The 13956-nt window shown below is 44.6% G+C and carries 13 protein-coding genes; 7 read left to right on the forward strand and 6 right to left on the reverse strand.

Going from position 1 to position 13956, the window contains the following annotated elements; translation table 11 throughout:
• Positions 1-114 precede the first annotated feature (114 nt).
• From NDI35_RS13225 to NDI35_RS13240, 4 genes are all read left to right on the forward strand, one after another.
• Positions 115-1290, forward strand: coding sequence for a glycosyltransferase family 4 protein (locus NDI35_RS13225; RefSeq protein WP_445313133.1), 1176 nt, complete (start codon positions 115-117; stop codon positions 1288-1290).
• Between the two features lie 109 nt (positions 1291-1399).
• Positions 1400-1954 (forward strand): class I SAM-dependent methyltransferase, encoded by a 555-nt coding sequence (locus NDI35_RS13230; RefSeq protein WP_445313134.1) that lies wholly within the window; start codon positions 1400-1402, stop codon positions 1952-1954.
• Positions 1955-2032: 78 nt separating this feature from the next.
• Positions 2033-2698 carry a hypothetical protein gene (locus tag NDI35_RS13235; protein WP_445313135.1) on the forward strand — a complete coding sequence of 222 codons (666 nt, stop codon included), beginning with the start codon at positions 2033-2035 and terminating at the stop codon, positions 2696-2698.
• A 60-nt stretch (positions 2699-2758) separates the two neighbouring features.
• Positions 2759-3064 (forward strand): hypothetical protein, encoded by a 306-nt coding sequence (locus NDI35_RS13240; RefSeq protein ID WP_445313136.1) that lies wholly within the window; start codon positions 2759-2761, stop codon positions 3062-3064.
• 171 nt (positions 3065-3235) lie between these two features.
• Here the strand turns inward: NDI35_RS13240 and NDI35_RS13245 are convergent, their stop codons facing one another.
• From NDI35_RS13245 to NDI35_RS13255, 3 genes are all read right to left on the reverse strand, one after another.
• On the reverse strand, positions 3236-3436 hold the full coding sequence (locus NDI35_RS13245; protein WP_445313137.1) for a hypothetical protein: 201 nt from the start codon (positions 3434-3436) through the stop codon (positions 3236-3238).
• A gap of 1436 nt (positions 3437-4872) precedes the next feature.
• A complete protein-coding gene (locus tag NDI35_RS13250) occupies positions 4873-5094 on the reverse strand; it encodes a hypothetical protein (protein WP_445313138.1) in 222 nt (73 codons plus the stop codon).
• Positions 5091-6860, reverse strand: a complete 1770-nt coding sequence (locus NDI35_RS13255) for a S8 family peptidase (protein WP_445313139.1) — start codon at positions 6858-6860, stop codon at positions 5091-5093. The genes NDI35_RS13250 and NDI35_RS13255 overlap by 4 nt, the downstream gene beginning before the upstream one ends.
• 254 nt (positions 6861-7114) lie before the next feature.
• Between NDI35_RS13255 and NDI35_RS13260 the strand changes: the two genes are divergently transcribed.
• Positions 7115-7531 (forward strand): hypothetical protein, encoded by a 417-nt coding sequence (locus tag NDI35_RS13260; RefSeq protein WP_445313140.1) that lies wholly within the window; start codon positions 7115-7117, stop codon positions 7529-7531.
• Between the two features lie 423 nt (positions 7532-7954).
• Entirely contained in the window at positions 7955-9652 is a 1698-nt protein-coding gene (locus NDI35_RS13265; RefSeq protein ID WP_445313141.1) for a pentapeptide repeat-containing protein, read from the forward strand.
• A gap of 170 nt (positions 9653-9822) precedes the next feature.
• On the opposite strand, the gene NDI35_RS13270 is transcribed toward NDI35_RS13265, so the two are convergent.
• Positions 9823-9972 (reverse strand): hypothetical protein, encoded by a 150-nt coding sequence (locus tag NDI35_RS13270; RefSeq protein WP_445313142.1) that lies wholly within the window; start codon positions 9970-9972, stop codon positions 9823-9825.
• A gap of 170 nt (positions 9973-10142) precedes the next feature.
• On the opposite strand from NDI35_RS13270, the gene NDI35_RS13275 reads away from it, so the two are divergent.
• Entirely contained in the window at positions 10143-12338 is a 2196-nt protein-coding gene (locus tag NDI35_RS13275) for a S8 family serine peptidase (RefSeq protein WP_445313143.1), read from the forward strand.
• A 169-nt stretch (positions 12339-12507) separates the two neighbouring features.
• Here the strand turns inward: NDI35_RS13275 and NDI35_RS13280 are convergent, their stop codons facing one another.
• The gene (locus tag NDI35_RS13280) at positions 12508-12720 is read right to left on the reverse strand and encodes a hypothetical protein (protein ID WP_445313144.1); all 213 of its coding nucleotides are present in this window, start codon (positions 12718-12720) and stop codon (positions 12508-12510) included.
• A gap of 54 nt (positions 12721-12774) precedes the next feature.
• Complete coding sequence (locus tag NDI35_RS13285) at positions 12775-13845, reverse strand: patatin-like phospholipase family protein (protein ID WP_445313145.1); 1071 nt, start codon at positions 13843-13845, stop codon at positions 12775-12777.
• Positions 13846-13956: the final 111 nt, after the last annotated feature.

Below are 13956 nucleotides of genomic sequence, written 5' to 3' on the forward strand. Positions count from 1 at the left end.
AAATAATATGAAATATGCCGGAACCTGACTCGGTTCAAGAGTATAGACAGAAAAGAGAGGGATTGCTAGCTCATGCTTTCACATAATTACATGATAATTTAGGAGTTAAAAACCTTGCAGACGTTACACACCAAGCAAATATCAAAAGATTTAATCTCCGAAACAACTCACGAGCCTAAGCAGATTCGAGTTTTAATTATAGACGGTGGCAGACATCGAATTTATTCTGGATATGGTCATGTAGCCCAGAGTTTTGCTATAGCGCTTGCGCGCAACCCACGATTGCAAGTTCAGATTCTTGACAACAATAAACAATGGGAGTATGAAGGTATTTATGAAGAAGAACTAAAATCGATAGAGTGTGCTACAAATTTAGATAATTGCGATTTAATTTTACAAATAGGGCCTCCTCAGAGCTTCAAAAAATACCAAAAACCCTGTATGTTTTTTACTCTTTGCGATCAGTCCGACTTGGACGAACAAGACATCAAAGCAATGAAAGAAGTTGATGCTATCCTTACTGCCTCTAGTAGTGGATTATCGGTCTTCAGCAAATATTTTTCTAAAGTTTACGTTACCCCTCTACCCGTCGATTCTCAAATATTTAAACCAGTACCAAGATGGCGCTCTGAAGGGTCAGATTGTTTTAGTTTTATATTTGTAGGAAGCTTCAGTTTTAGAAAGGGAGTTGATTTACTTGTTGAGGCATTTTTTCAAGAGTTTTCCTGGGAAGAAGTAAACTTACATCTGCACTGTCCGGGGGATAAAGCTGATGAAATCGGTAACTTCTTAATTAAGAAAAGCCAAGAACACAAGAAGCCTCCTATGTGTTCATTTAGTACCAAATCTCTTCATCCAGCATGGGTGAATCGATTTTATAATAGAGCGGATGCCTTTGTTTCTTTCACCCGAGGAGAAGGTTGGGGTTTACCTATAGCAGAAGCAATGCTGTGCGGCTTGCCAGTCATTGCTCCCTTATCCACATCAATGCTTGATTACTTAACAAGTGATGTGGCATTTTGCCTGCCAACACAAGAAAAATTAGTTTCCGAGATTTCCGATCCTTTTGGTCAGAACTTTAAAGCTTCCCATAGTGGAAGTTACTACGAAATTGATTTGCCGGAAGCTAAAAAATGTTTGAGATATGTCTGGTCTAACAAGGATCAGGCAACCGAGATTGGAAAGAAAGGTCGCGCTCACATGAACGAAAATTTTTCATTTGAGCGATTTTCTAATTGTTTGCATGAAGCAATTGTAGATTTTACGAATAGTATTGCAACTTACGTCTAGTAAGGTCCGCATTGCACACCTACCGATAGAGTCGGGAGGATAAGTGCTAATTCTTTCCAGTTTAGTTTAGAAACTGATAACCGTAGCTATAAAATTTTGAGGTGTCACCGTGAATGCACAAGATAATTCGTTAATTTTCCAGCTAGCCGACGATAAAAGCCCCAAAAAACTTGAAATTGGTGCTGGTTCTAAGCCGCGACCAGGCTACATCCATCACGATATTCGTCCTCTAGATGATATCGAAATAGTCTGCGATGCAAAAAAGTTTCCCGAAGAAATTTACGAGCAGTTTGATGAAGTTTTTGCTTCCCATATTTTGGAACATTTCAACCGATTTGAAGTAAAAAAGGTACTGAAAGAATGGAGTAAATTAGTGCGTGTAGAAGGCATTATTGATATTGTTGTTCCTGATGTTCGGGAGATGTGTCAGCAACTTGTTGAAGGTCATATTGATTTAGAGTTTTTCAACTATCTAATGTTTGGAGGTAATGATTATGAGTATAATGTTCACAAATATGGCTTTGATGCAGCCCTTCTTGGAGATATGCTCGAGCAACTAGGATTTGAAATCATTAGCTCGAAGAGCGGCCCTAAGTGGGAAGAAAGAAAACGGGATAGATACTGCCCTATGGTTCGATTGGTCGCCAAAAAGGTACGTCGCTAATCCTGCAATAACACACGTAAAATAGCAGATTTCTAATACAAAACTAGCTCTACACTGGAAAAAAACGAGGATAATCCCATGAATATTGATAGCAAAAGCATAGTTGATTCATCTGTAGATATGGAATACTTTAATTTTGCAGGTCATACTCTCAAATACTTCTACCACAGAGGAAATTGTGGCTTTCCTCCAGAACCCAGAACAGAACGGACTGTAGAGTTATCCATTGTAGATAAATGGCTTTCTTTGGCCGGTGAAAATGTTTGGGAAATAGGAGCTGTTTCTTGTAATTATTGGAGACCTATTCGAGTAGAGAAAATTATTGACCCTTACGACAAACATCCCAGCGTAACTGATAAACTATCCATCATGAATGTGGATTTGAAGGGTAGAAAAGTTTTGTCTGTTTCCACAATTGAACATATTGGTAAATTTCCTCAACCCGGAAATGAAGAAACACCTGATACTGTTCTTAAAGCTTTGGATAAACTTTTTGATGAATCTGCTTGCTTTTTGATAACTTATCCCCCAATGTATAACTTTATTCTTGATAAGCGAGTGTTTAATGGCAGTTTACCAGGAGATGTCAAAATCCGATTTATAGTTCGCCAACCCGATCAAACTTGGCAAGAAGTATTCAATCAAGAAGAAGCAAAACGACCCTATGGAAAGACTCGCAGATCTGATGGAAGCAGTGCGGGAGCTGATGCTATTGTTATCTTAGAAAGGGGGAATTTATTGTAATTCAAAATGGCTCAAAAAGCCTTGACATAAAATTTACTAATCGTTCAGAAGGAGTACAACATGGGCCTGCGACGTCAAAAACCATTATCCCCCTCTCAAAAACCCATAGTGTCATCCCCAAAACCATTAGGGTTATCCGATCCATATCAGTTCAAAGGTTTGGGAGCCACTCCTTTTACTAAAAGAGATATTAAGTGGACGCCATTAACAGCAATACTGGCTGCTATTTTTGTAGGCTGCCCTTATGTGGTGGCAATTGTGTGGACAGCTTCCTCTGGTTTAAATTTATTGGCTGTTATACTGGTAGTAGCTGTTATAGTGATTGCACTAATATTTTTTTTGATGTTTTATTTAAGTAGATTATGACTGGAACTAAGGCTAAATCTAGTTAAAATTTTGAGTCGATGAAACGCAGATGACTGGCATTGTCATCTGCGTTCATCGACGGTTAAACTCCAATCTCTAATTACCCCGAAGCTCCGACTTAACCGTCGATTTTAGAGGATTAGCCGCATCCGCCAAATTCTGGGCGATCGCCTACTGCGCCTCCATACACACGCCAGGCGTATTGTATCCGGGCATCCCCGAAATCGAGTCGCCCGGATGGGTACCCGCCTCCGTGAGATACAAGCCCTCGATCGGCGTTTTGTAATTACCCAATTCCGGTAAAGGGCGGCAAAAAATCATCTGATCCAGCGTCAGGTCAACGTGGTAATAATTTCCCTTCCAAACACCCAAACGCTATCCCAATTCTGCCGGGCTTTCCACCCCGCCGCCAATAAATGATTACAGAATATTTTCTGCTGCCAGCGATCGCCCTGTTGAAAAACTCTATCCGACTGTCCGGATTGCGCTCAAATTCTCAGGAAGGTTAATTGGTAGATGCACCCTGATTAATTAACTCCCGACCAATTTTGGTTCGGGGTTTTTTTTGCGATCGCACGCTAAGCAAAAATTCTCCTAAATCCTGCCAAAGTGTCCTGAAAGAGGTGCTGTGAGGCGGGAGATTAAATTAGTAGATGCACCCTGATTAATTAACTCCCGACCAATTTTGGCCGGGTTTTTTTTTTCGATCGCACGCTGAGCAAAAAATTCTCCCAAGTTCTGCCAAAGTTTCCTGAAAGAGGTGCTGTGACACGGGAGACTAAATTAGTAGATGCACCCTGATTAAATAACTCCCGACCTATTTTGGTTTGGGGTTTTTTTTTGCGGTATCGAGGGTGATGCTGAAAAAGTTTGAGGTTATCCGGATTGCGCTCGAATTCTCAGGAAGCTTAATTAGTAGATGCACCCTGATTAAATAACTCCCGACCTATTTTGGTTTGGGGTTTTTTTTTGCGGTATCGAGGGTGATGCTGAAAAAGTTTGAGGTTATCCGGATTGCGCTCGAATTCTCAGGAAGCTTAATTAGTAGATGCACCCTGATTAAATAACTCCCGACCTATTTTGGTTTGGGGTTTTTTTTTGCGGTATCGAGGGTGATGCTGAAAAAGTTTGAGGTTATCCGGATTGCGCTCGAATTCTCAGGAAACTTAATTGGTAGATGCACCCTGATTAAATAACTCCCGACCAATTTTGGCCGGGTTTTTTTTTTGCTATCGCACCCTAAACCACGAATTTTCGCAAATTTTCCCAAACTGTCCGGAACAGGTACACCTCAAACCGGAGACTAAATTAGTAGATGCACCCTGATTAATTAACTCCCGACCAATTTTGGCCGGGTTTTTTTTGCCGATCGCACCCTAAAGCACGAATTTTCGCAAATTTTCGCAAACTGTCCGGAACAGGTGCACCTCGAACCGGAGACTAAATTAGTAGATGCACCCTGATTAATTAACTCCCGACCAATTTTGGCCGGGTTTTTTTTTGCCGATCGCAAGCTGAGCCACAAATTTCCGCAAAGTCTACCAAAGTGTCCTGAAAGAGGTGGTGTAAAGCCGGAGACTAAATTAGTAGATGCACCCTGATTAATTAACTCCCGACCAATTTTGGTTTGGGGTTTTTTTTTGCCGATCGCACGCCCTCGCCGCCAATGTTCGCAAATTCTGCCAAAGTGTCCTGAAAGAGGTGTTTTGAGGCGGGAGATTAAATTAGTAGATGCACCCTGATTAATAAACCCCAGCCAATTTTGGCCGGGGTTTTTTTTAGCTCAAAAGCTGCATTAACCAATTAGACTAATTCGCCTCAAAAGACTGCACCTCCAGAACCGGGCCGATCATAGCAAAAGTCATCACATCCTTACGCACTTCACCTTTAACACTGACTTTCAAACCAGCTTTTTTCAACTCAGAAGGAGCATCCTTAAGTTCGTAAGTTTCCCCATCTTCGCCGACCAAAGCCCAAGTACCGGGACCCAATCCTTTGCGTTCAATTACACCTTTGACAGTAATACTCATGCCGATCGCACCTCTGTTTTAATTGCTAAACGTGCCAATCCGAAACACAGTAAAGCATTGACAATCAAGAATGTTTGTGATACCAAACCTGTACCCAATCCCCAGACTGCGGGCGACAGGAAAGCATTCACCGCTAAACTGCTGGCAAAACCGATCGAAATTGCGATCGCGATCCACTTCCACTGTTGATGTCCCAACAGCAAAGCAATCAAAATCCCAGGAATCAAAACGCTAGCAAAAAAGGGATTCAGCATACTGCTGCCATTAATTGCACCGCCGAGTTCGGGAATAGAACTGCCCATCACCCGCATCGGCCACTGCGGCAAGTCAAATACAAACAAGTTCCGCAGGAAAAAGAACCCAGAACTACCAGCCATCAAGCCACCGGCAAAGCCCCAAGTCCACTGGAACGGAAAATAATTCCGCAAAAAGAAAGCCAGCAGGTAAGAACCGAGCACCATTGCAATTTTAGGCAACAGGGCGACTGCACCGCCGTCAATCCAAAAGCGGGGGTTGAGATACCCGTTATCGCGCAGCCAGCGGAAGAAATCGCGGAAGTTGATTTGTCCGCGCTGGGCTAGCTGAACTGCTGCGGCTGCGTCTAGGTGTCCTGAACCAAAATGGTTTAACGGATCTTCAGTGACAGTTCGCGAGGACTGCAAGAGTACGCTGCGAATTTCGTCTGGTTCTGTGATGCCGGAAGCCTTGACAAGGGCTGCAACGGCTGCAACGTGGGGAGAAGCCATGCTAGTGCCTTGGTAGCCTTCAAATACTTCAGCGCCGGTTTCCGGGTCGATCGTACTTTGCAGGATCTTGCCCATTTCAGAACCGCCGGGGGCTGCAATGTCCACCCCTGCGCCGAAATTGGAGTAAGGGGCTTTTTCGTCGTCGGGGCCGAGGGCGGAAACGCCGATGACGTGGGGATAGCGGGCGGGATAGGAAGCGGAACTGTCGCCGGAGTTGCCGGCGGCTGCGATGATGACAACGCCTTTAGAGTGGGCGTAGTCGATCGCCTCTTCCATTAACTGACTTTCGCCACCGCCACCTAAACTCATGTTGATGACATCTGCGCCGTTGTCAGCAGCAAATTTGATCGCTTCGGCGATGTCGGAAACCGTGCCACCACCGCTGCCGCCTAACACTTTTAGCGGCATTAAAGCTGCTTCGTAGGCAATGCCCGCCACGCCGTAATTGTTGTTAGTTGATTGGGCGACTGTACCGGCGACGTGAGTACCGTGGCCGTTGTCATCGTAGGCTTCGGCGCGATCGTTTACAAAGTCGTAGCCCGGTACAAATTTGGTTTCTTTTAAGTCAGCGACTGGAGTAATACCCGTGTCAATTATCGCTACTGTTGTGCCACTGCCTTTGGTTTCGTTCCAGGCAGATTCTACATTGATGCTGCGGAGATTCCACTGCTTGGTATACATGGGGTCGTTGGGAATCTCGAAAGCGCTGTAGACAAAGTTCGGTTCAATGTATTCGGTATCTTTAGCCAAATTTGATTTTCTCAGGGCATTTAGCAAAGTGCGATCGCCCTTAACTACATATACATTGTCTGCCGCTGAGAATTCGCTGTTGAGTTGCGGTGCGACTTGGTACTGTTGGGCGATCGCCTCTACTTGCTTGGCGATCGTGGCATTACCGACATCTTCGCGGAAATCCAGCACAATCGAGTCGTAAGTGCCTTGAGTAGCAAGTCCTGGGAAATTAGAAATCCCCCAGCCGAGACCGATTAAAAATAAGCACAGAAGGAAAAACTTTTTCATGGCCGATCGTCCGTTTAGGGAAGGCTTGTTCCCCACAATAACCCAATTTTCACCGCCAGCGCCAGTTTTCCTTGCTGCGACTTGTGGATATCTCCCACGCGAGCGTTTGGTATTTTTCGGCTGTGGCTCTTGCTCGATCAAAAATTGCTCTAATTTCTAGTTGAAATTGCAGAGCCAGTTTTAGGAGTTCAATTAATTGTATCATTAGAGAAGATGAGAAACACAACCTGGACTATTTTTAACAAGGGTATTGCATGGAAAGAGGTTTAATGTGGCTGCCGCTGCTGGCAATTTTTATCGGGCTGGCTTGGGCTGGATGGAACGAGTATCAAAAGCTGGAAGCGTATCGCGTCTGGGCAGAACAATTCGCTAAAGCCAAGTACGATATTTATGCTGTACTCGGTCAGCAAGAAGACAGTTTAACTTGGGGAAAACCTACTCGCAGCGGGCCTGTCAATTTGCAAACTTTTTCTTTAAAAGACGTGCAGTCGCTGCGGTTGTTAGTCAACTCTCAGGCAGTTGATTTAGAGTCACCGCCGAATTCGGGAAGTCCAATCGCCCTCGAATTTTTGTTGAAAGATGCTGCTGCGGTGCAGATTCCTTTTACAGAAATTCCTCTAGCGACTAAATGGGGAAAACACTTGCAGCAAGAATTGCAACGCTTTAGGTAAAAACACTCTCCGGCGCTGCAGCGTATAGGGAGCATCTCAATGAAAGCAACCAAGCTAGAAATGGGAGTTGTGAGGCAGGAGACAGGAGTTTTGAGACAGAAGAAAACAGGAAGAAGGAAAGAGCCCGAAGAAGTGTTTTTACAAATATGAGATGCTCCCAGCGTATAAGATGTTAACTCTGCGGCTTTAAGTTACAAAAGTCTGTAAAACTGGTAGTAGAAATAGAACTTAGGCAACAAATCCTTTGAACTGCCATCTATAGGGTAAAGTACCCAGGGATCGCCCGGAGGACATGAGTTCTTGCAGTAAGTAGTAAGAGTAGTGTCCCCGTGCGCCCGCTCGTGTTCCGTGCGTACCTTACAGTTAAAGTTATTGACCAGCGCGTCCTAAAACAGCTAAATTGCCAGCCCCCCAATCAGCGGAATGCAAACACAAGAATTTTTACAGCGCTATCAACAAGGAGAGCGCAACTTTGGTCACATTGACCTCAGCGGCGCTAGTTTAAGCGGTGTTAACCTGCGAGAAATAGACCTCACTGGTGCTAACTTGACCGGTGCTAATTTAAGCTGGTCTTTTTTGAGCAATGCCAAGTTGATAGGGGCTTGTTTGCGCCGCGCGGATCTCCGCAGTGCGGGGCTGGCTGGGGCGAATTTGAGCGGGGCAAATGTGAGCGGCGCAAATCTTGCTAAAGCGGATTTGCGCCTTGCTTGTTTGGAAGCAGCAGAACTCAATTGGGCCGCGTTCCCCGAAGCGGATTTGGGCGGTGCTAATCTTCAAGGAGTTAAATCTGACCAAATTAATTTGGCCGGGGCTAAACTCGACGGCGCGAAGTTGATGGCGGCGGAATTGATGGAGGCCAATCTCAACCGCGCCAGTCTTGTTGGTGCTAATTTAACGGGTGCTAATTTGCGGGAAGCGCATTTAGTGGAAGCGAATTTGCGATCGGCAATTTTAATCGGTGTAAATTTGATTGAATCTGACTTAAATGGCGCTCAAATGCGATCGGCAAATCTGACGGGCGCTGACTTGCACCGAGCTGTGCTGGCGGGGGCGGATTTGACTGAGGCGGTGCTGGATAACGCTGATTTGAGTCGAGCTAATCTGGCAGGTTCTTATTTATTGAAAGCGAGTTTCAAGAAGGCGCTTTTGCTGCGAGCTAACCTGCAAGGAGTGTATTTGCTGCGGGCGGATTTGAGCGAAGCTAATTTGCGAAGTGCTGATTTGCGGAAAGCTGATTTGAGTGGCGCTTATTTGATGGATGCGATGTTGGGTGAGGCGGATTTAAGAGAAGCTTGTTTGATTGAGTGCCGTTTGATTCGGACGAATTTGGAGGGGGCGCAGCTTACGGGTTGCTGCATTCAAAATTGGCAAGTTCAAGATGTCGATCTGTCGAGAGTTGAATGCAGCTATGTTTTTACTCAGTTTGATTATACTGCGAAAGTTGCGGCAAATCGCTTTCCGGTCAATCGCGATTTTGAGTCGGGGGAATTGGGGCGGCAGCATCAAGAGGACAGTTCTATTGTCAAGGTGTGTTTTGATGAATCTCCTAATTGGGAGGCTTTGGTTTTTACGCTGCGTCGGGTGGAGTTGGAAAGCCACGAACTCAAATTGAATGTTCAATTTTTTGAGTCTGCCGGAGAACAAAATTTACTGCGGCTGAGCGCGAACCGTTTGGTGAACGGCAAGATTTTGGGCGATCGCATTTTGGAGCTTTATCCAGATATGTTGGAAAAGGTTGTAGCCAAGGACTCTGAAATTTTGGGTTTGCTCGACTTGGCTGTTCCTAGTAACAATGCGGAGCCGAGTCACAAGGAAATATTGCTCAAAAGACAGGAAATATACCAGCGGATGGTGCGCCAAATTTCGTTTATTTTGATGTCTCAGACGCCGGATAAATTCTCCGAAAGCGTGCAGCGACTGTTGGATTATTTGAAGCAGCAAGGTATCCCGACAGAGCAGATTCAAAAGAAAGTCATCAGTCAGGCGATCGTGCAGCGGGCCAAGCAAGACCCGGCTTTTCGGGAACAGTTGCTCGCGTGGGAGAAAACGGCGTCCGATCGCGTTCGTGGTTCGATGATGGGGGAAGCGGTGCGGTATGCGATCGGCCTTTTATCAGAATAAATCGATATGTGCGATCGGTACTCGGAGATGTTCGCACTGTTTCTAGGAGTTGCTGATTTACGGTATGAAAGGCTAAATATGCAACTCGTATAAACCATTACACACAAAGCTTCGGGATTTTTCACTTATTTTTTTCATACCTTGATTAAGCAACCCGTTTGTGTTATATCCTATGCGTTCTGTTGCATTGACAGCATATGCCCTAGTCGCGAAATCACCAGGCTGGCGATCGCCGGCTCGATCGAGCCAGGAAGAGGAACATAATCTTCTTTGACTATTGCAGGACTGACGCGATTATCATAATTAGTAAGGTACCTCAAATATCGAAACCCTCAATAACCGTTCCAGCAATTCATCTGACCCACCCTAAAATTTGATTTTAGTGTGCCAGTTGGGTAAGTCCTGTATTGTTAAAAAACGTTGCAATTTCATAATCTTTTATTTTTCCTTATTAAAATACATTTGTTAATCTGACCAGGAGCATCTTGTTGTGAATAGTTCCAGCAATGACGGTAACTTTTTCGATCTAACTCCCAATTCTGATTACTTCAGGCTAACCCCAGGACTTTTAAATCCCTTCACCAGAGGACTGCGGGCTTTAGAAGGTAATGATACTGTGATTGGTTCGGTCTCTCCAGAATCGATCGATCGCGGTGGCGGTCAGAATTTCCTGTTAGGAGGTAGCGGTAACGATTCCCTATTGGGCGGGAATTTTGATGACTTCATCTCTGGCAACTTTGCGAACAATACCCTCGTTGGAGGTCAAGGAACAGACTCGCTGCACGGTAGTCAAGGCAGCGACATACTTACAGGTTCTGATGGCCAAGACAGTTCGGTTAGCAATTTGGGTGGAGACACGCTAATTGGTGGTAGTGGCAATGACTCTTTTGTACCCCAAACCGAACGAAAAGCAGCAGAAGTAGGAATAACAGACCTCGGTACTCTGAAAAATTCAATTAGCCTGAATGGCTTCGTAGATGAAAACGACATCCAAGATATTTACACTTTCACCATTGAGACACCCAGCAGTCTCACATTGGAACTCAACGGTTTAAGCGGGGACGCTGATTTATTCTTTGCGAGGGATGCTAATGGCGATGGTAGCCTGAGTCGAGAGGAATTCTCTGCCTCCCGCAATTTTGGAAGTCTGCCAGAAGTAATTGAAAGTCGCTTTTTTGTACCGAGCAGATACTTTATCTACGTTGAACAGGGTATACCGGGAGCTAACACCAACTACAACCTGAATGTAAATGTCAAGCCAATTCAGTTCTTGCTTAACCAAGCGACTTCTTTTGCCCCATTCAGTAGCGGAGTCAAGGGTTCGTTAGACGGCTTGGTTAATGAAAACCAACCTGCACAACTTTACAAATTCGATCTCCCACAGCCCAGTAACCTTCAAGTCAACTTGCGGGGAATGTCTTCGGATACAGATGCGGATTTAGTGCTGTTTCAGGATGTCAACAATAACAACAAGGTTGATTTTGGTGAAATTCTTGGCGTTCCTCAACAGCAAGGCAACAATCCAGAGGAAATTTTCTTTATGGGTTTATCAGCAGGTACTTATTATCTCGGAGTCAACCCTTTTGTAGGCAGCACAACCTACAACCTCAGCATCTTAGCTACAACACCGACGGATAAGTTCAACAGCTTGTTTGGCTATGGACTGGTGGATGCAGCAGCGGCAGTTGCGGCTGCCACTGGTAAACAGCAGTTGGATGCTGCTAACCCGCTCACCAGTGCAGCTAAATTCAATAACATAGGAGACTTAAACCTCCTCAATGTTGCCCCAGCCTGGAAAGCAGGATACACGGGTAAAGGTGTTGTGGTTGCGGTACTGGATAGTGGCGTTGACTTGAGTCATCCCGATTTACAGAGCAATATCTGGCGGAATCCTAAAGAAATTCCGGGGAATGGTATTGATGACGATCTCAACGGAGTTCGTGATGATGTCAATGGGTGGGATTTTGTGGATGGCGATGCCAATCCCTCCCCTGATTTAAGAGATCCGAAACAGGATCACGGAACTCACGTAGCAGGAATCATTGGGGCGAAAAAAAATGGAATTGACATCAATTCTCCCAATAATACCCTGGAAATAAATGGGGTTGCTTATGATGCTCAGATTATGCCGATTAAGGTGGCAGGTCTTGGAGGTTACAGTCAGTCAGATGATGTAGCTGCTGGCATTTACTATGCGGTAAACAATGGCGCAAATGTGATCAACATGAGTTTTGGCAAACGATTTGCCGATCCCGAAGAACGACAAGCCCTAGAATATGCCAGACAACGCGGAGTTTTTGTGGTAATGTCAGCGGGAAATGACAGGGACAAACTCAACCCTAGCGAACCAAATTTTCCAGCATTTTATGCTTTCGATAATTTGGGAATAGCGGTCGGAGCAGTAACAAGTTTTCCAGACAAACAGGTAACAGTTTTTTCTAATCCTGCTGGTTCGATACCAACAAATTTTGTGGTTGCTCCGGGTCATGAAGTCTTATCTACAATTCCGATTACGCCGGGAAACGTAGGTTATGACTTCAAGCAGGGAACGTCTATGGCTGCTCCCTATGTTGCGGGTGTAGTTGCTCTAATGCTTCAGGCGAATCCAAAGTTAACTCCTGACCAAATTTTGGAATTTCTGACGGCAACAGCAAAACCTGAAGGAATTACCTTGGAAGTTAATTAGACATAATTAACAACTATTGGGAAATTTCTTGAACCCCGGTTTCTTGGACAATCCTGGACGCAACATCACCACAGACGGGGCAACCACGGGGGATTGCTGCTACATTTCACGGGCTTGTGCTGAGGCTTTGCGTCGAGGACTGTTGGATAAACTGGGGTATTGTTTTTGTTTACCAATCTTGGCTGTGCAGCCTGCTGCCCGCTAAGGCCCGGACTTGCTCGTCGGCGTCGGAAACTGCAAGCGATCGCAACATTGGCACAACTCCCGAATTTTCGGGAACATTTGCTTTGGTGGGAGAAAACGGCTTCGGAGTGCGATCGTTGTTTGATGATGGGGGAAGCGGGGCGGTTTGGGATGCCCTGTTGTGGGAATGAATACACACAAAATCTTACCCCCATTAAAAATCCTCCAACCAGAGATCGATTTAACGGTGCGGTTAATTAGAATATAGTTCAGTGTCCTCCTTCAAAAGCTTACACAACTCATCCAAATCTTTCTTACTGTGTTCAATGAGTTTGTCAGCTCGGTTCTCTAGGTACTCAATATTACTGGGACTTGCATTGTCGATTTGATCGTGACCATTATCGCTACTCAATTGAAGTTGAAAACGATAGTAGTTTCGATGATTTTCTTTATCTCCTTTAGTCACCATTAGCTGATCGAGCTCATACGCAACCGATTCGCTTTGGCCATCTAGAACAACGTTAAGTAATGGAATAGCCCATTTTATTTGACCCCAATTTTTGGCTTCTTTATACTTATATTTCTTAGTTAGTGATCCCGTACCCAAAGAAACAACAAGGGTATCAGTACGTTGTAGTTCTTCACCAGTCTTTTTCTTGTAAGAAATCATCGCCTCCATCATTGCAAGTGAAGAAGGATTATTTGCAAAAATTCCGCCGTCTACCAAAGCGTAATATCCCTCATCGGTATGATGGCCCGTTTCGAGTTGGTAGGGTGGAAAGAATGTCGGTGCAGCAGAAGTTGCCATTGCTGCTTCCCACATTTTGAATCCCGTACATACTTTCCGGCTATCAAAACTCTTGATTTGCTCTGCGTCCCGATTGCTTGTAAAAAAAATTGGTGCTCTGAGTTCGATATCATAGCTCGGTATGAAAATTTCTCGTAATGCCTCTTCAACCTTAGCTTCACCTAAAAGATCCTTTAAAACTTGTTGCCTACCTTTTGGGTTGTGCTTGGGTTGTAACAAATCATCAAAATCCAGTGGAACATACTCATTAAAAATCTTTTTTCCATATTTGCGATAGAAATTTACAAGTTCGGCAGCGGTATACTCTGGCTCACTATTGATGCTAGAGTCTGAGTTTTTTCTAGTTAAACCCAGTGCTAAAATTCCTCCTGTTGAAGTGCCTGCAATAAAATCAAACATTGTTGCTATGCGTTTTCCGGTGCGCTCTTCAATGTAGTTGAGAACGATCGCAGGAATAATACCCCGGATACCGCCACCATCAATTGAGAGAATTCTTCTCTTGAATTTAGTCTCCATCACATTTACTCCTTTAGATATTGCTTAAGTTTTCACAATAAATGAAACAAACTCATACAGCATCAAAATACCAATAACCAACGTCATCATAATATGGTTTCCGGTTGCCTC

Source organism: Microcoleus vaginatus FACHB-2002 (assembly GCF_040004035.1).
In the GTDB taxonomy this organism is placed as follows: Bacteria; Cyanobacteriota; Cyanobacteriia; order Cyanobacteriales; family Microcoleaceae; genus Microcoleus; species Microcoleus vaginatus_C.